Annotated in this window: 15 protein-coding genes; 6 read left to right on the top strand and 9 right to left on the bottom strand. The window is 70.0% G+C overall.

Annotated elements, in window-relative coordinates:
* Positions 1–131: 131 nt before the first annotated feature.
* Complete coding sequence (locus tag AC1RAA_RS00395; RefSeq protein WP_492725845.1) at positions 132–668, bottom strand: peroxiredoxin-like family protein; 537 nt, start codon at positions 666–668, stop codon at positions 132–134.
* A gap of 118 nt (positions 669–786) precedes the next feature.
* Here AC1RAA_RS00395 and AC1RAA_RS00390 point away from each other — a divergent pair, with 118 nt between their 5' ends.
* Positions 787–1,440, top strand: coding sequence for a TetR/AcrR family transcriptional regulator (locus AC1RAA_RS00390; protein ID WP_492725844.1), 654 nt, complete (start codon positions 787–789; stop codon positions 1,438–1,440).
* A gap of 6 nt (positions 1,441–1,446) precedes the next feature.
* Here AC1RAA_RS00390 and AC1RAA_RS00385 read toward each other — a convergent pair whose 3' ends face one another.
* The 5 genes from AC1RAA_RS00385 to AC1RAA_RS00365 form a co-directional block, all read right to left on the bottom strand.
* The gene (locus AC1RAA_RS00385) at positions 1,447–2,478 is read right to left on the bottom strand and encodes an acyl-CoA dehydrogenase family protein (RefSeq protein ID WP_492725842.1); all 1,032 of its coding nucleotides are present in this window, start codon (positions 2,476–2,478) and stop codon (positions 1,447–1,449) included.
* Between the two features lie 26 nt (positions 2,479–2,504).
* Positions 2,505–3,695, bottom strand: a complete 1,191-nt coding sequence (locus tag AC1RAA_RS00380; protein ID WP_492725840.1) for an acyl-CoA dehydrogenase family protein — start codon at positions 3,693–3,695, stop codon at positions 2,505–2,507.
* Positions 3,696–3,883: 188 nt separating this feature from the next.
* Positions 3,884–4,852: a tripartite tricarboxylate transporter substrate binding protein gene (locus AC1RAA_RS00375; RefSeq protein ID WP_492725838.1), complete on the bottom strand. Its 969-nt coding sequence runs from the start codon at positions 4,850–4,852 to the stop codon at positions 3,884–3,886.
* Positions 4,853–4,891: 39 nt separating this feature from the next.
* Positions 4,892–6,979, bottom strand: coding sequence for an acetate--CoA ligase family protein (locus tag AC1RAA_RS00370; RefSeq protein ID WP_492725836.1), 2,088 nt, complete (start codon positions 6,977–6,979; stop codon positions 4,892–4,894).
* Positions 6,980–6,985: 6 nt separating this feature from the next.
* The gene (locus AC1RAA_RS00365) at positions 6,986–7,783 is read right to left on the bottom strand and encodes an enoyl-CoA hydratase (protein ID WP_070059491.1); all 798 of its coding nucleotides are present in this window, start codon (positions 7,781–7,783) and stop codon (positions 6,986–6,988) included.
* Between the two features lie 90 nt (positions 7,784–7,873).
* On the opposite strand from AC1RAA_RS00365, the gene AC1RAA_RS00360 reads away from it, so the two are divergent.
* Entirely contained in the window at positions 7,874–8,635 is a 762-nt protein-coding gene (locus tag AC1RAA_RS00360) for an IclR family transcriptional regulator (protein WP_492725834.1), read from the top strand.
* Between the two features lie 24 nt (positions 8,636–8,659).
* On the opposite strand, the gene AC1RAA_RS00355 is transcribed toward AC1RAA_RS00360, so the two are convergent.
* Complete coding sequence (locus AC1RAA_RS00355) at positions 8,660–9,496, bottom strand: MurR/RpiR family transcriptional regulator (protein ID WP_062480494.1); 837 nt, start codon at positions 9,494–9,496, stop codon at positions 8,660–8,662.
* Between the two features lie 161 nt (positions 9,497–9,657).
* Here AC1RAA_RS00355 and AC1RAA_RS00350 point away from each other — a divergent pair, with 161 nt between their 5' ends.
* Complete coding sequence (locus tag AC1RAA_RS00350) at positions 9,658–11,403, top strand: ATP-binding response regulator (RefSeq protein WP_492725833.1); 1,746 nt, start codon at positions 9,658–9,660, stop codon at positions 11,401–11,403.
* Here AC1RAA_RS00350 and AC1RAA_RS00345 read toward each other — a convergent pair.
* Entirely contained in the window at positions 11,400–12,467 is a 1,068-nt protein-coding gene (locus AC1RAA_RS00345; protein ID WP_492725831.1) for an agmatine deiminase family protein, read from the bottom strand. The genes AC1RAA_RS00350 and AC1RAA_RS00345 overlap by 4 nt on opposite strands.
* A gap of 98 nt (positions 12,468–12,565) precedes the next feature.
* On the opposite strand from AC1RAA_RS00345, the gene AC1RAA_RS00340 reads away from it, so the two are divergent.
* From AC1RAA_RS00340 to AC1RAA_RS00330, 3 genes are read left to right on the top strand one after another with little or no spacing between them, the layout of a single operon-like run.
* Positions 12,566–13,477: a LysR family transcriptional regulator gene (locus AC1RAA_RS00340; RefSeq protein WP_492725830.1), complete on the top strand. Its 912-nt coding sequence runs from the start codon at positions 12,566–12,568 to the stop codon at positions 13,475–13,477.
* Between the two features lie 59 nt (positions 13,478–13,536).
* The gene (locus AC1RAA_RS00335; RefSeq protein ID WP_492725828.1) at positions 13,537–14,700 is read left to right on the top strand and encodes an agmatine deiminase family protein; all 1,164 of its coding nucleotides are present in this window, start codon (positions 13,537–13,539) and stop codon (positions 14,698–14,700) included.
* Positions 14,701–14,734: 34 nt separating this feature from the next.
* On the top strand, positions 14,735–15,835 hold the full coding sequence (locus AC1RAA_RS00330; RefSeq protein ID WP_492725827.1) for an agmatine deiminase family protein: 1,101 nt from the start codon (positions 14,735–14,737) through the stop codon (positions 15,833–15,835).
* 10 nt (positions 15,836–15,845) lie between these two features.
* Here the strand turns inward: AC1RAA_RS00330 and AC1RAA_RS00325 are convergent, their stop codons facing one another.
* Positions 15,846–16,493 (bottom strand): response regulator transcription factor, encoded by a 648-nt coding sequence (locus AC1RAA_RS00325; RefSeq protein WP_139703137.1) that lies wholly within the window; start codon positions 16,491–16,493, stop codon positions 15,846–15,848.
* Positions 16,494–16,553 lie beyond the last annotated feature (60 nt).

Genomic DNA, 16,553 nt, shown 5'->3' with positions numbered 1-16,553 from the left:
TGCGAGCGTTTGCAAGCTTCATGCCGGGTGTTTTTCAGGCCTGGAAAACGGGTTCTCCGGGGTCTGGCTGGAAAGTGGCGCCCGAGCGCACCTGCAGCGTGCGCTCGCGCACCGTGGGCGTGCGCCGCTGTCTAGGAACTCGCGGCGCCGGCCAGCGCCAGCAGTTCGTCGACCTCCCAATGGTCGTCCGCGTGCCCGCCGTACTTGACGGCGACCACGGTGCCCCGCGCGTCGATGAGCACGTCGGCCGGCAAACCCGTGATGCCGTTCTCCGCCCGCTTGTAGAAGCGGCCCGTCGCGAGCACCCAGCGCAGGCCGCTCCAGAAGACGCGCGGATGCAGGAACGCCAACCGCGAGGTTTCCACGCCGAAGCGCCGGTAGTGCGCCTTGGCGGGATCGGCCACGCAGTCGAACGGCAGCTGCGCCTGGTACTTGCGCATCTCCTGCGCGGACGAGTGAAAGAGCACGACCTCGCGGATGCCCGCCGCCGCCAGCTCGCCCTGCCTTCGGGCAAAGGTCATCAGATGGAAGTTGCAGACCGGGCAGCCCGCGAAGCGGCGAAACTGCAGGTGAACCCAGCGCGAACCGGCGTCCGGCAGCTGCAAGGGCTTTCCGTGGATCGTTTCCAGGGCCGTGGCGGGCACCACATCGCCGGGCGAGAACTTCATCGATGATCCTTCAGGAAGGGTTGCGAAGACGCCGGGCCGGGTGGCTGGAAAGCGTCTTCCCATTTTAAGTACACTGTACGTTTATTACTTTACAACCCTTTCGAGAACGGAGTCAAGCGTGGGACGTCCCGCCAAATTCACCCGTGAACAGCTCCAGCAGGCCGCGCTGGCGCTGGTCGATGCGGACGGCCTCTCCGGCCTGACCATGCGCGCGCTCGCGAGCCGGCTGGAAACCGGCGCGATGACGCTCTACAACTACGTCTCGCAGCGCGAGGAGCTGGAGATGCTGGTGGTCGAGGCGGTGCTGGGCAAGGTGCGCTGGGAGACCGACGACCGCCTGCCCTGGCACGAAGCGCTGGAGGACATCGCGATCGCGCTGTGGCGCGTGATCCGCGACCATCCCCATGTGATTCCCCTGATCCTCACGAAGCGCAGCCGCTCGCCCGCGGTGTTCGAAGTGACCGAAGCCCTGCTGCGCACGCTGGCCCACAGCGGCCGCAGCGGCGCGCGCCTGCTCGTGGGTTTTCGCGCGGTGTCCGCGCTCATCATGGGCGCCGCGCAGGCGGAGCTGGCCGGGCCGCTCACGCTGCAGGCCGACGAATCGCCCGACGAGACCATCGCGCGCTTCCAGGCGCTGCCGCCGGACCGGTTCCCGCACCTGATCGAAATCGCCACCGCCGCGACGGCCAGCGATGCGGAGACCGAGTTCCGGGCGAGCCTGTCGCTGCTGATCGATGGCCTGCGCGCGGACGCTGCCGCGCCGCAGGCCTGACGCCGCTCAGGCCAGGGCCAGCGCCTCGACCTGGTCCAGCGCGCGCGACGCACCGCCCAGGCGCGTCGCCAGGTGTTGCGCGCGCTTCAGGTACAGGTGCGCGTCGTGCTCCCAGGTGAAGCCCATGCCGCCATGCACCTGGATGGCTGTGCGCGTGGCCTGCTGCGCGCCATCGATGGCCGTGAACTCGGCGGCGGCGCAGGCAAAACGCCAGTCAGGCAGGCCGCCGTCGAGCGCGGCGGCGGCGTAGCGCACGGCCAGGCGCGCGTTGTCCACGCCCATCCAGGCGTTGGCGAGCTGGTGCTTGATGGCTTGGTAGCTGCCGATGGGCTTGCCGAACTGCACGCGCTCGCGGGCGTAGGCGCTGGCGAGGTCGAGTGCGGCCTGCGCGACGCCGACGAGTTCCGCCGACAGCGCGGCGCGGTGGGCGGCGCGCACGCGGGCACGCGCTTCGGGCGCGATGGGCAGCGTCTCCCACGCGAGTGACGGCGCGAGAGTCGTCGGTGCTTGTCGCAACGTGGGATCGAGCGCATCGGACACCGCGCCCTCGGGCATCGGCTGCAGCGCCACGCGCAGCGGCACGGTGTCGTCATGCCAGCCCTGCACCACCACGAGGTCCGACGCCTGCCCTGCGTGGTCGATCCAGCCATCACCGTCGGCGATGCAATGGAAGGCGCGCTCGCCCGCCATCGCCGCGCGCACCCCCTCGCGCAACGCATTGGGCGGCGCCTCACCACACGCCTGCAGCCACAACGGCAGCAGCACGGCGCTGCCGGCCAGCGGCAGGTTCAACAACTGCTGGCCTGCGGCCTCGGCCACGATGCAGGCCTCGCTCATGCCGAGCCCCAAACCGTCGTGCGCCTCGGGCACCAGCAGCGCCATCCAGCCCATGCCGGCCATGTCGGCCCACAGCGACGGCTGCGTGGCATCGGTCCAGGGCAAGGCGCGCCGTGCGCGCACGAGCGGGTGGTGGTCGGCGAAGAAGCGGTGGGCCGACGCGTGCAGCATCTGCTGCTCGTCGTTCAATGCGAAATCCATGGCGGTCGTCGTGTCGTCGTCTTCAATCAGTTCTTGGGCAGGCCCAGCATCTGCTCGGCCAGGATGTTGCGCTGCACTTCGGAGGTGCCCGCCAGGATGGTTTCGGCGCGCGTCCACAGGAAGTCGCGCACCCAGGCCGCGGCCTGCGGGTCGGCGCCCGTGGGCTCGGGGCCGGCCAGCGCGCGCTCGCCCAGCACTTCCATGGCCGTGGCGAGCAGCTTCTGATGCGACTCGCTCCAGTGCAGCTTGGTCGACGAACCTTCGGGGCCCGGTGGCCCGCCGCGCATCGCGTGCGTGAGCGCGCGGTAAGACTTGAGCTTGAGCACATGGCTGTCGACCGCCAGCCGCGCGAGGTCGCGCCGCAGGTGCGGGCAATCGAGCGCGGGGCGTCCGCCCCTTTGCACGCTGGCCGCCAGCCGCGTGAGCGCGCCCAGCTCCTGCGTGAAGCGCACCTGGCGCGGAATGAAGTAGGTGCCGCGCTCGAAGCTCGCGGCGGCCATGGCCAGCCGCCAGCCGCCGTTCTCCTCGCCGACGAGCGCATCGAGCGGCACCTTCACGTCCTCGAAGAAGACCTCGTTGAAGTCCGACTCGCCCGTGATCTGGCGGATGGGTTCCACGCGCACGCCGGGGCTCTTCATGTCGACCAGCAGGAAGCTGATGCCCTGGTGGCGCGCGGCCGCGGCGTCGGTGCGCGCGAGCACGAAGCAGTGGTCGGCAATGTGTGCGAACGAGGTCCACACCTTGTGGCCGTTGAGCACGTAGTGGTCGCCGCGCCGCTCGGCGCGCGTGGACAGCGCCGCAAGGTCGGAGCCCGCGCCAGGCTCGGAATAGCCCTGGCACCAGAGCTCTCGGTTGCTCAGGATGCCCGGCAAGTAGCGGGCCTTCTGCGCCTCGCTCGCGAAGTGGATCAGCGTGGGCGCCAGGATGCCGTGGCCGATGATGTTCACGCCCAGCGGCGCGCCGATGCGGGCCTGCTCCTCGTGGAAGATGGCCTGCCGCGTGAGCGGCCAGGCCTTGCCCCCATGGGCCTCGGGCCAGCCCAGGCCCGACCAGCCGGCCTGGCACACGTGGTCTTCCCAGGCGCGGCGCCAGGTCAGCTCGTTGGCGTCGGGCGCGCCGCCGGGCCAGGCCGCGACGAAGCGCGGATAGTGCGTCTCGAACCAGTCGCGCAACGTGAGGCGGAAGGCTTCGTCTTGCGCCGAGTAACCCACTTGCATGCTTGTCTGCTTTCTCTATGTCGTCGTATGTATTCGTGCAGCTTTGCGCGTTGCCGTGCGTCGTCCGCGCGGCATGAAACCGGCGCAACTCAGTCGCGAGACGCCGCGGAACCGGCTTTGCCGGGCCGCTGGTGTCGCCCCCTGCAAGGGGGTTGGCGAAGCGACACGCAGTGCGCGAAGCCTGGGGGTTAGTCAGCTTTCGCGCCCGAGTCCTTGATGACCTTGGCCCACTTGACGATGTCCTTGCGCAGGAAGGCCGCGAACTCCTCGGGCTTGTTGCCGATGATGTCCAGGCCCAGGCTGCGGAACTTGTCCTTCACCTCGGGTTCCTTGAGCACTTCCTGCAGTTCGTCGTGCAGCTTGTTCACGACCGCTGCAGGCGTCTTCGCCGGCGCGACCACGCCCAGCCACGGCATGGCTTCGTAGCCGGGCAGGCCCGACTCGGCGACGGTGGGCGTGTCGGGCAGCGACTGCGAACGCTGCGCCGTGGTCACGGCCAAGAGGCGCACCTTGCCGTCCTTGATGAAGGGGCCCGAAGACGCGTATGCGTCGAACATCACCTGCAGCTGGCCGCCGATCATGTCGGTGAGCGCGGGCGCGCTGCCCTTGTAGGGGATGTGCTGCATCTTCACGCCGGCCACGCTGTTGAAGAGCTCGGCCTCCAGGTGCGTGGACGTGCCCGCGCCCACCGAGCCGTAGTTGGCCTTGTTGGGGTTGGCCTTGAGCCAGCTCACGAGTTCGCCCACGTTCTTGGCCGGAATGCTCGGATGCACCACCAGCACGTGCACCACCGAGGCCACCTGCGAGACCGGCGCGAAGTCCTTCACCGGGTCGTAGTTGACCTTGCTGTACAGGCTGGGCGCGATGCCCAGCGACGAGGCCGCGAGCAGCAGCGTGTGGCCGTCGGGCGCGGCCTTGGCCACGTACTCCGACGCGATCATGGTGCCGGCGCCGTGCTTGTTCTCCACCAGCACGGGCTGGCCCAGGCGCTTGTGCAGCCGCTCGGCGAGCAGGCGCGACATGATGTCGGCCGCGCCGCCGGGCGAGAACGGCACGACGAGCGTGACGGGCTTGGTCGGGTAGGTCTGCGCCGCGGCGGGGCCGCCCGCCAGAGCGGCGGCGGCCAGGGCCATGCAGGCCAGTGCTTTCTTGAACATGGGATGTCTCCTGTCTCTGTCGATGGTTGTGGTTGTGTCTTACGAAGCCAGGACCAGCGCGTCGAGCGCGCGCACGCCCTGGCCCTGTTCCTTCACGAGCAGCGGGTTGACTTCGACCTCGTCTGCCTGTTCCTGCAGCGCCAGCACGGCGCGTGAAAATCCGGCGATGGCGCGGCACGCGGCCTCGACGTCGCCCAGCGGCCGGCCGCGGTAGCCCGTGAGCAGCGGAAAGGCCTTGAGCTCGCCCAGCATGTCGCGCGCCATGGCTTCGTCGACCGGCAGCACGCGGTGGCTCACGTCCTTGTACAGCTCGGTGAGCACGCCGCCCAGGCCCACGGTCAGCGTCATGCCGAACACCGGGTCGCGCGTGGCGCCGAGGATGAGCTCGGCCTGCCCCGCTTCCATCTTCTGCAGCAGCGCGCCGTCGATCTGCGCCGTGGGCGCGTAGGCGCGCGCCGAGGCCATCACTTCGTCGAAGGCCTTGCGCACCTCTTGCGCATTGCCCAGGCGCAGGCGCACGCCGCCTGCTTCGGTCTTGTGCGCGATGTCGGCACTGAGCACCTTCAGCACGACCGGGAAGCCCAGCCGCCCGGCCACGGCCGCGGCTTCGTCCGCTGTGCGCGCCACGGCCTCGTCGACCGGCTGCACGCCGAACTCCGCGAGGTAGCGCTTGGTGGTGTGCTCGTCGGCGCGGCCCGCCAATGCGGCGCGCGCGGGCGCGGGCTGGCTGCGCACCTGCAGCCAGGGGTTGTGCTTGCGCCGCTCCTGCCACAGCAGGAAGGGCGACAGCGCCGACACGGCCACGCCGATGTCCTCGAACACCGGCACGCCGCCCGCGCGCAACTGCTCGCGCGTCTTCGCTGCGCCGGTGTCGATGGCGACGATCAGGCGCGGGTGTTTTTCGGCCACGGCGCACAGGTCGTCGGCCATGCGGTCGAGCATGTAGCCCGGCGCGTAGACCACGATGGCGTCGATGGCGTCAGACACCGCCAGCGCTTCCATCGCGGTGCGCACGAAGCCGGGGTCGTTCACCACGTTGCCCGTCACGTCGACCGGGTTGGAGACCATGCCGTAGTCGGGAATGCCGGCACGCAGCTGGTCCTGCAGCGGCTGCGGCAGCGTGGGCACGTCGAGCCCCTGCCCGATGAACTTGTCGGCCAGGATCGCGCCCAGCGCACCCGAGATGGTGATGATCGCCACGCGCTTGCCCGCGCTGCGCTGCCGGTAGCCGGCCAGGTGCGCGAGCTGCGCCATCTGCGCGAAGTCGTGGCTCTGGATGATGTTGAGCTGGCGAAACGCCGCCTGGTAGATCTGCTGGTCGCCCGCCAGCGCCGAGGTGTGCGAGCGCACGGCCTCGGAGCCCTTCTCGGTCTCGCCGGCCTTGTAGAGGATGAGCAGCTTGTCGCGCCGCACGAACTCGGCCGCGGCCTCCATGAAACGCGGGCCGTCGCGCAGCTCCTCGATGTAGCCGATGCCCACTTCGGTGGCATCGTCCTGTGCCAGGTACTCGAGGTACTGTGCGAAGTCCACGCAGGCCTCGTTGCCGGTGTTGATGAAGTGGCTGAAGTCCACGCCCAGCCGGCGCGCAATGGCGTACACCGCGGCGCACACATTGCCGCTTTGCGTGAGCAGGCTCACGCGGCCCGGCCCCTGCTGCATCGGCGCGGTGTTGAACACCGACGCGAAGTTGGTGTGGGCCTGCGTGTTCAGGTTGGCGAAACCCATCGCGTTCGGGCCCGCCACCACCATGTCGGTGGTGGCCACGAAGGCTTCCAGCTCGGCCTGCAACGCGGCGCCCGCGTCACCGGCTTCGGCAAAGCCCGCGGCATACACGATGACCGCGCGCACGCCGCGCGCCTGGCAGCGCTTGAGCATCGGCGTGACCTCGGCCGCGGCCAGTGCCAGCACCACCAGGTCGGGCGCGGCGGGCAGCGCTTCGAGATCGGGCCAGCAGCGCAGGCCGAAGACTTCTTCGTACTTCGGGTTGATCGGGTAGATCGCGCCCTGGTAGCCGAATGTCGTGAGGTGCGCGAGCGGCATGCCGCCGATGCGCGCGGCATTGCCGCTGGCGCCGACCACGGCGATCGATGCCGGGTTCAGCAGGGGTTCGAGACGGTGCAAGGTCATCATCGTTCAGGCGGAGGCGGGGTTCTTCTGGATGGCCGAGGCCAGGCCGCGGTCGCGGGCCGTGAGAAAGCCCTCGCTCAGGTGCGAGAGCTGGTGCGTGTCGAAGTGCGCGGCCAGCGCGGTGCGCAGGCCCTGCGCGTCGAGCGTGCGGTTGATCGAGCGCTTGATCAGGCGCAGCCCGAACGGCGGCGCCTTGGCGATCTGCTGCGCGAGCGCCAGCGCGGCGTCGGCCAGCTCGGCATCGGGCACGACGCGGTTCACCATGCCGATGGCATGCGCCTCCTGCGCCGACAGCTTGCCGCCGGTGTAGAGCATTTCCTTGGCCTTGCGCGCGCCCATCACCCAGGGGTGGATCAGCACCTCGGTGGCCGCCGCGCCCAGCGTGTGGCCCACGGGGTCGCTGAAGAAGGCCGACTCGCCCGCGACCACCAGGTCGCACATGTTGGCGATCATGAAGCCGCCCGCCACGCAGGCGCCCTGCACCTGCGCGATGGTGGGCTTGGGAAAGTCCCAGATGCGCATCGAGTAGTCGAAGTAGCGCAGCTCTTCGTAGGCCCAGCGCTCTTCCACGGTGAAGTTGGCGCGCTCGGCCTGCGCCTGCTTGAGGTCGTGGCCGGCCGAGAAGTGCGCGCCCTTGCCGCCGAGCACCACGGCGTTCACCGTGTCGTCGCGCGCGGCGTCGTCGAAGGCGGCCATGAGCTCGTCCAGCATCTGCTGGCTCTGGGCGTTGCGCTGGGCGTCGCGTGCCAGCAGGATGCGGCGCACGGCGCCGTGGTGTTCGATTTCGAGGGTGTCGTACGCCATCGTGTGTCTCCGGGTCTGTGTCTGGGGCGGGGGCAGTTTAGACTTCGAAATTCCTGCATTCCAAACACTAATTCCAATTTTTCCCACTATATGGACGAACCCAGAGAGACCGCCGGCGCCCAGAGCCTACGGCGCGCTTTGCAGCTGCTGCGCCTGCTGGCCGAGCACCACGAGGAAGGCATCAAGCTCACCGAGGTGATCGCCGCCTCGGGGCTGGAGCGCTCCACCGTGCACCGCCTGCTGTCGTGCCTGGCCGAGGAGCAGTTCGCCGAGCGCGACCCCGACGGCAAGGCCTACCGCCTGGGCATCGACGCCATGCAGCTGGGCTTCGCCTCGATGCGCCGCGTGCCGCTGGTGGACTCCTGCCGCGCGCTCATGCAAAAGCTCGCGCGCATGTCGGGCGACACCGTGTTCCTCGTGATCCGCCAGGGCGACTACTGCGTGTGCCTGCACCGCGAGGAAGGGCACTTTCCGGTGAAGGTGTTCACCACCGACGTCGGCGGGCGCCGCCTGCTGGGCCTGGGCGCGGGCGGGCTGGCGCTGATGGCCGCGCTCACCGATACCGAGATCGACCGCATCCTCGAGCGCCACACCGCCGAGTACGCGCAGGCCGGCTTCACCCGCGAGCGCATGAAGCAGGCCGTGAAGCGCACGCGCGCGGCGGGCCATGCGGACATCGTGGACACGCTCACCGAAGGGGTGTCGGGCGTGGGGCGCACCTTCGCGGCGTCGGCCACCACGTTGGCCGCGATCAGCTTCGGCGCGATCACGCCGCGGCTGCCGCCGGCGCGCAAAAAGGAGATGGCGCTGTTGCTGAAGGCGCAGTTGCCGCGCAGCGAAGCGGTGAAGTAAACGGCGCGGGGGCCGAGTGCTCCTTCAGAGCTCGCCGTTTTCCTCGTGCCCCAGCTCGATCGCCGCCAGCCGCTTGCGCCCGGCCGAGCCGGCGGCCTCGATCACCATCGTGGCGATCAGGTCGCACACGCCCATCACGGCCGCATGGTTGTCGAGCAGCCCCGGGCCGCGGCAGTCGCATTGCAGCGACCACGTGGCGCCCGCGAAATCGGGCGAGGCGCGGTCGCTGATGTAGACGATCTTCGCGCCAACGCGCTGCGCGCCCGCCAGCAGCGTGTCGAGCTGGCGGGTCTGGCGGCGCGTGCCGAACACGATCACGCAGTCGCGCTCGCCCAGCCCCGCCAGGTGCTCGGCCAGCGTCTCGCCGGGGCCCGGAATGGCGGTGACGCGCGGCACCACCTGGATGATCTGCCAGCGCAGGTACAGCGCGAACGCGTGGCTGCTGCGCGTGCCGAAGATCAGCACCTGCCCCGCACCGATGATCGCCTTCACGATCTCGGCCATCTGCTTGTCGCTCAGGCGCTCGAAGGTGCTCGCCAGATTGGCCTGCGACTGCTGGAAGTGCGTGGCCACGAGGTGGCCGCGCTTGGAGGCTTCGGTGGCGTTCTGGAACAGCGGCGAGCCGGTCTGCTTTTCTTCGCGCACCTGGCGCCGCGCCTCTTCGTAGTTCTCGTAGCCGATGCGCCGGATGAAGCGGCTCACCGTGGAGGGCGACACGCCCGCCAGTTCCGCCAGTTCGTTGCCCGCATAGCTGGCCAGCTCGCCGGGAAACTCCAGGACGAAATCGGCAAGCTGGCGTTCGGTTGCGGACAACTGGTCGAGCTGGCTGCGAACGCGGCGGACGAAGGAATCGGCGGACATGGGTGGGTGGTGGGAAGCGGCGCACGATGATGCCATGCCGCCCCCCGTGGCCTCAGGCAAACCCAGGCATTGGACTAAAGTCCCATGACGCCCCCCACGCCACGCGTTACCTTGGGATCGCCACCTTCGGCGATCCCACCTCCCCCACCGTCCACACACCGATGAGCGCCACCCCACCCACGACGCCCGCCGACCCCGTCTTTGCCGCGCGCATGGCTGCCTTGCGACGCAACTTTCCGTTCTCGCTGCTCGGCGTGATGCTCACGGCGGGGCTGGTGGTCGCGGCGCTGTGGGGCGCGGTGCCGCAAGAGCAGCTGCTGGCCTGGGTGGGCGCCAACGCGGTGCTGACGGCAGCGCGCGCCTGGCAGGTCGCACGCTACCGGCAGGCCGAGCACGACCCGGGCGCGCTGCGGCGTTGGCGGCGCGGCGCGATGGGGGGCGCGGTGCTCGGCGGGTTGTTGTGGGGGCTGCCGCTGGCGGGGTGGATGCTGCAGGTGTCGCTGCCGCAGCAGATGTTCATCGTGGTGGCGATGCTCACCATGGGCACGGGCGCGATCTACGCCTACTGCATCGACCTGGGGCTGCTCTACGGTTTCCAGGTGACGTACTTCGCGCCCGCGATCCTCGCGATGGCCACGCTCGACGACGTGCTGCTGCGCGTGATGTCGGCGGCCGGCGTGCTCTACCTGTTCGTCACGCTGGCCTTCGCGCAGCGCATGTACCGCACGCAGGTCGACTCGCTCGAGCTGCGTTTCGAAAACCTCTACCTGCTGCGCCAGCTGCGCCTGGAGAAAGACGCGGCCGAGCGCAGCGACCTCGCCAAGTCGCGCTTCCTTGCCGCGGCCAGCCACGACCTGCGCCAGCCGGTGCATGCGCTGAGCCTGTTCGTGGGCGTGCTGCGCGGGCAGGCGCTGCCGGCGGCGAGCCGGCACCTGGTCGACAGCATCGGCCGCGCCGCCGCGGCGATGGGGCTGCTGTTCGAAGGCCTGCTCAACATCTCGCGGCTCGACGCGGGCGTGGTGCGTGTGAAGGCGCGGCCGTTTGCGCTGGCGCGCCTGCTCGACCAGATCCAGCTGGAGTTCGCGCCGCAGGCGGCGGGCAAGACGCTGTCGCTGCGCTTGCGCGCGGGCGATGCGGTGGTGCACTCCGACCCCGCGCTGCTCGACCGCGTGCTGCGCAACCTGGTGGAGAACGCGATCCGCTACACGGTGCGCGGCGGCGTGCTCATCGGCTGTCGCCGCGCGGGCGCCGACGCGCTGCGCATCGAGGTGTGGGACACCGGCCCCGGCATTCCGCCCACCGAGCAGGAGCAGGTGTTCTGGGAGTTCCACCAGCTCGGCAACCCCGAGCGCGACCGCACCAAGGGGCTGGGCCTGGGCCTGGCCATCGTGCGCCGCACGGCCGCGCTGCTGGGCCATCCGCTGGCGCTGCGCTCGCGCGTCGGCCGGGGCACGGTGTTCTCGGTGACGGTGCCGCTGGCGCGCCAGGCGCTGCCCGCGCCCGAGGCGCCGCCTGCGCCGCTGCCGGCCGACACCGGCCGCCTCGTGCTCGTGGCCGAGGACGACGGCGAAAGCCGCCTGGGCCTGCAGCTGCTGCTCGAAAGCTGGGGCCTGCGCGTGATCGCGGCCGAAGGCGGCGACGAACTGCTGGCACTCGCCGCGCGCCAGCCCGGCAAGCCGGCGCTCATCGTCAGCGACTACCGCCTGCGCGCGGGCGAGACCGGCATCGACGTGGTCGACCGCCTGCACGAGGAATACAACGACGACGCGATTCCCGCGCTGATCGTGAGCGGCGACACCGATCCGCGCCGCCTGAGCGACGTGGCGGCCCGCGGCTGGCAGATGCTGCACAAGCCAGTGGACCCGGCGCAGCTGCAGGCGACGGTGTCGCAGCTGATCGCGCCCTAGAAGCCGCGCGCGGCCAGGCGATTCCCCTGCATCGGCTGCTGCTGTGTCGAACAGTGCACGGCGCCACCGCCCAGCGAGATCGCATCGATGGGCAGCAGCTCGACGCGACGGCCCGGGAACGCACGCGCGAACACCTCGCGCGCCTGCGCATCGCGCGGCACGCCGAAGGCGGTCGAGATCACCGCGCCGTTGACGAGGATGTAGTTCGAATAGAGGTCGCAGAAGCGCGCGCTGCCGTAGTTGTGCGCGTCGCGCGGCACGGGCAGCTCGAGGATCTCGAAGCGACGGCCGCACGCGTCGGTCGCCAGTTCGAGCGCGCGGCGGTTCTCCTGCATCGCGCGAAAGTAGTCGCCCTGGTCGGGGTCGGCCGCATTGAAAAGAATGCGGGCCGGCGCCATGAACGACGCAATGCCGTCGATGTGGCCGTCGGTCTCCACCTCGGCCGCATGGCCCGGCAGCCAGACGATTTTCTGCACGCCCAGCATGCGCCGCAGTTCGGCCTCGATCTCCGTCTTGCGCAGGCCCGGGTTGCGGTTCGGGTGCAGCAGGCAGCTCTCGGTGGTGAGCAGCGTGCCCTGCCCGTCCACGTAGAAGGCGCCGCCTTCGAGCACCATGTCCGAACGCACCAGCGGCACGCCGGCCAACGCGGCGATGTCCGCGGCGGCGCGCTGGCAGCCGTCGTGCGGGTGGTACTTCTCGCCCCATGCGTTGAAGCGGAAGCCCACCGCGGTTTGGCTGACGTGGTGCTCGTCGACGAGGAAGATCGGGCCGCAGTCACGCAGCCAGTTGTCTTCGGCCGCGATGGGCACCACGCGCACCTGCGGGCCGCAGACCGTGCGGGCCGCATCGGCCAGCGGTGCGTGCGCGGCCACGATGCAGCGCTGGTAGCGCGCGATGGTACGCGCCAGCAGGCCGAACGCGCGGCAGACCGCGTCGTAGTGCGCGCCCCACAAGGTTTCGCGGTGGTCGAGCACCGGCCAGCCCAGCCAGGTGGCGGCCATCGGCTCCCATTCGGCGGGCATGCGCAGGCCGGCGCGGCGAGCGTCGAAATCGTTGGAAATCAAAGGGTCCTTCAGAAGAAATTGCAGGGACGCCCACTCTGACTTGAATTCCTTCGATGAAAAAGCGACATTTCTTGGCTGAATTCATCGACTTCACTCATATGTCCAACACCCGGCTGCCCTCTTTCAAGTTCCTCATCGGCTTCGAGGCGGCGGCGCGCCTGGGCAACTATTCGCGCGCGGCGGAAGAGCTGTTCGTCTCGCAGTCCGCCGTGAGCCACCAGATCTCGCAGCTGGAGCAGCAGGTCGGCCAGCCGCTGTTCCGGCGCAAGGGGCGCGGCGTGGAGCTGACGGTGGCGGGCAGCCTGCTGCTGGACAGCGTGGGCAAGTCGCTCGAGCACATCCGCAACGGGCTGGCCCGCATCGAGACCTACATGGACGACCGGCTCGTCACGCTGGTGTGTCCCGCGCCCGTGGCCACCGGCTGGCTGCAGCCGCGGGTCGACCGGCTGCTGCAGGCGCACCCCGACCTGTGCCCGATCATCTCGGTCGACGAGAGCGCGCGCTTCATCGATGAACTCGACGTGGACATCGCCATCACCCGCGCGCCGCTGCGGCAAGAGGGCGTCTTCGAAGTGCCGCTGCTCACCGACGAACTCGTGGCCGTCGGCCCGCCCGCTCAGAACGAAGACGCCAACCAGGGCCTGCTGTGCCTCGAAGAAGACCTCACGAGCGACCGCATCGGCCCCTTCATCCGCGCGCATTTCGGCGGCCTGCGCAAGGCCGCGATCTACGACGACCCGCGCCTGGTGCTCGACGCGGCGCTGCGCGGCCGGGGCATCGCGCTGGTGTCGCGGCTGCTGGCCGACGACGCCTTGCGCACCGGGCAATTGCGGCGGTTGCCGGACAGCCCGAGTCTGCCGCTGGGCACCCTCTGGATCGCGTGCGCCGAAGGCCCCTCACGCCTGCCGCTGGTGCGGGAGGTGTTCGACAGCCTGCGGCTGTTTGCGCAGGAAGACGCCCTCGATATGAGCCAGATCGATCAATCGGTTGAAAAGACATCAATTGTGTAGATAGATAGGCGTCGACAGAATCCGGGGCTTCCTAGAACTTAGTAATAACCCTGATTCCAATGACAACGCGACGCACTCTCCTGGGCCTGGGCGGCCTGGGCCTTTTCGGTGGACTCGTGACCGCCTGTGGCGGCGGCGGCGGTGGTGGGGGCAGCGGCATGCTGCCGCCCTTCCCCGTGCCCATGCCCGCCCCTTCGCCGTCTCCCGCCCCGGCGCCCGCGTCCGGCTGGCGCATGCCCGACGAAGGCGACGCCCACCGCGCCGTGTGGATGGCCTTCGCCGCGCGCGAATCCATCTGGACCGCCGAGATGCGCCAGCCGGTGTTCCAGGCGCTGGCGCGCATCGCCAATGCCATCAGCGTCTACGAACCGGTCAAGATGCTGGTGAACCCCGCGGATGCTTCCACGGCCCGCCAACTGTGCGGCTCCAACGTGCACCTGATCGAACACGCCATCGACGACCTCTGGATGCGCGACACCGGCTGCGTCTTCGTGCGCAACGCCCGTGGCGAGCGCGCCGCCGTGAGCTTCAACTTCAACGGCTGGGGCAACCAGCAGGCCCATGCACGCGACGCCACGGTGGCCGCGCGCATGGCCGAACTCACGGGCGTGCCGCTGCTGCGCAGCAGCCTCGTGATGGAAGGCGGCGGCATCGAGGTCGACGGCCAGGGCACGGCGATCATCACGGAGAGCTGCGTGCTCAACAAGAACCGCAACCCGGGCGTCAGCAAGGCCGACGCGGAGGCCGAGCTCAAGCGCATGCTGGGGCTGGACAAGATCATCTGGCTGCCGGGCATCGCGGGCCGCGACATCACCGACGGCCATACCGACTTCTATGCGCGCTTTCTCAAGCCCGGCGTGGTCGTGGCGGCGCTGGACACCGACCCGAAATCGTACGACCACGCCGTGACGCACCGCCACCTGGAACTGCTGACCGGCGCCACCGACGCGCGCGGGCGCCCCCTGCAGATCGTCACGCTGAAGACGCCGAGCCAGGTGCGCCCCACCTTTGCGCGCAAGGAGTTCGCGGCTGGCTACGTCAACTTCTTCCTCACCGACAAGGCGGTGTTCATGCCCGAGTTCGGCGACGCCGTGGCCGACAGCGCAGCCCGCGCGGCGCTGGCCGCGCACCTGCCCAGCCATCAGATCGTGCAGCTGGACATCGACGCCATCGCCGCGGGCGGCGGCGGCATCCACTGCACGACGCAACAGGAACCGGCGTGATGCCGCGCCCCCGCCCCTGATTCCGGAGACCGACATGCACCTTCCCCTGACCCGCCGCCGCCTGCTGCACGGCATGGGCCTGGCGCCCCTGGCCTCGTTGGGCCTGGTCGCCACGGCCACCGCCGCAGCACCCGACACCTGGCACATGCCCGACGAGGGCGACGCGCACCGCGCCACCTGGATGTCCTTCGGCCCCAGCGAACGCGTCTGGGGGCGGCGCCTGCTGAAGCCGGCGCGCGAGCACCTGGCGCAGATCGCCCGCACCATCGCCGCCTTCGAACCCGTGCACCTGCTGGTGCGCGAGCAGGAGCACGACCTGGCCGCGCGGCTGTGCGGCAACCGCGTGACGCTCGAGGTGCAGCCGGTGGACGACCTCTGGATGCGTGACACCGGCCCCGTGTTCGTGCGCAACGGCGCGGGCGAATGGGCCGGCGTCGACTTCAACTTCAACGGCTGGGGCAACAAGCAGTCGCATGCGCGCGACGCCGAAGTGGCCGAGTACGTGACCGACGCCGCCGAGGTGCAGCGCCTGCGCACGCGGCTCGTGCTCGAAGGCGGCGGCATCGAGGTCGACGGTGCGGGCACGGCGATCATCACCGAAAGCTGCGTGCTCAATGCCAACCGCAACCCCGGCCTGCGCAAGGAGGCCTGCGAGGCCGAACTCAAGCGCCTGCTGGGCCTGCGCAAGATCATCTGGCTGCCCGGCATCGCGGGCCGTGACATCACCGATGGCCACACCGATTTCTATGCGCGCTTTGCCGCGCCGGGCGTGGTGGTCGCGGGCCTGGACGACGACCCCGACTCCTACGACCACGCCGTGACCCGGCGCCACCTGGAGATCCTGCGCCAGGCCACCGATGCACGCGGCCAGCGCCTGCGCGTGGAAGTGCTGCGCGGCCCGGAATCGGTGCGCAGCACCTACGAGTCGGACGAGTTCGCGGCGGGCTACATCAACTTCTACGTCTGCAACGGCGCCGTCATTGCGCCGCAGTTCGGCGACGCGCGCGCCGACGGCAACGCGCGTGCGCTGCTGCGCGAGCTCTTCCCCAAGCGCGAGGTGGTGCAGCTCGACATCGACGCCATTGCCGCGGGCGGCGGCGGCATCCACTGCACGACGCAGCAGCAGCCGCGCTGATGCGTTGGCCTTAGCGCGGGCGACCGAGCATCCCCGCGCGCCGCGCCGCGATCACGGCTTGCGTGCGGCTGGTCACGCCGAGCGCGCCGAAGATCGCCGAGATGTGCGCCTTGATCGTCTTCTCGCTGGTGGCCAGGCGCAGCGCGATCTCGGCGTTGCGCAGCCCTTCGCACAGCAGCTGCAGCACCTCGGCCTGCCGCGCCGTGAGCGTGCTCAGCACGTCGGTGGGCGTCGACAGCACGGGCAGCGACGCACCGCCCGCCGGCGAGGCCTGCACCACGTTCTGCTCGCCCGCCATGACGCGGCGCAGCGCGTCCATGAGCTGCTGGCTGTCGGCCGACTTGTGCACGAAGCCTTGCGCGCCGGCGTCGAGCGCGGTGTCGATGTCCTGCGGGTCTTCGGAGGCCGACAGCACCAGGATGCGCAGGCCGCCGCGCCGCCGGTGCAGCTCGGCCAGCAGCGCCGCGCCGCCGAGGTCGGGCAGGTAGTAGTCGGTCATCACCGCGTCGAGCCGGGGCAAGGTGGCGAGCGCCTCGAGCGCTTCGGCGCCGTTGCGGGCCGTGGCGACGGTCATCGTCGGCTCGGCTTCGCGCAGCGCGAGGAACAGGCCTTCGCGAAACATCGCGTGGTCGTCGATCAACAGGATGGTGGCGGGCATCTTCCGATTCTGGCGGCAACCGGCGTCGAACCCCACGGTTCCCCGTGGGTGCCGGAGGAA

The organism is Variovorax sp. GW823-FHT04F07, assembly GCF_058795995.1.
This window is presented reverse-complemented; position numbering and strand designations above follow the sequence as displayed.

Coding starts and splice junctions, on each gene's coding strand:
- AC1RAA_RS00395 (WP_492725845.1), bottom strand. CDS start 668: ATGAAGTTCTCGCCCGGCGATGTGGTGCCCGCCACGGCCCTGGAAACG.
- AC1RAA_RS00385 (WP_492725842.1), bottom strand. CDS start 2,478: ATGGATTTCGCATTGAACGACGAGCAGCAGATGCTGCACGCGTCGGCC.
- AC1RAA_RS00380 (WP_492725840.1), bottom strand. CDS start 3,695: ATGCAAGTGGGTTACTCGGCGCAAGACGAAGCCTTCCGCCTCACGTTG.
- AC1RAA_RS00375 (WP_492725838.1), bottom strand. CDS start 4,852: ATGTTCAAGAAAGCACTGGCCTGCATGGCCCTGGCCGCCGCCGCTCTG.
- AC1RAA_RS00370 (WP_492725836.1), bottom strand. CDS start 6,979: ATGACCTTGCACCGTCTCGAACCCCTGCTGAACCCGGCATCGATCGCC.
- AC1RAA_RS00365 (WP_070059491.1), bottom strand. CDS start 7,783: ATGGCGTACGACACCCTCGAAATCGAACACCACGGCGCCGTGCGCCGC.
- AC1RAA_RS00360 (WP_492725834.1), top strand. CDS start 7,874: ATGGACGAACCCAGAGAGACCGCCGGCGCCCAGAGCCTACGGCGCGCT.
- AC1RAA_RS00355 (WP_062480494.1), bottom strand. CDS start 9,496: ATGTCCGCCGATTCCTTCGTCCGCCGCGTTCGCAGCCAGCTCGACCAG.
- AC1RAA_RS00350 (WP_492725833.1), top strand. CDS start 9,658: ATGAGCGCCACCCCACCCACGACGCCCGCCGACCCCGTCTTTGCCGCG.
- AC1RAA_RS00340 (WP_492725830.1), top strand. CDS start 12,566: ATGTCCAACACCCGGCTGCCCTCTTTCAAGTTCCTCATCGGCTTCGAG.
- AC1RAA_RS00335 (WP_492725828.1), top strand. CDS start 13,537: ATGACAACGCGACGCACTCTCCTGGGCCTGGGCGGCCTGGGCCTTTTC.
- AC1RAA_RS00330 (WP_492725827.1), top strand. CDS start 14,735: ATGCACCTTCCCCTGACCCGCCGCCGCCTGCTGCACGGCATGGGCCTG.
- AC1RAA_RS00325 (WP_139703137.1), bottom strand. CDS start 16,493: ATGCCCGCCACCATCCTGTTGATCGACGACCACGCGATGTTTCGCGAA.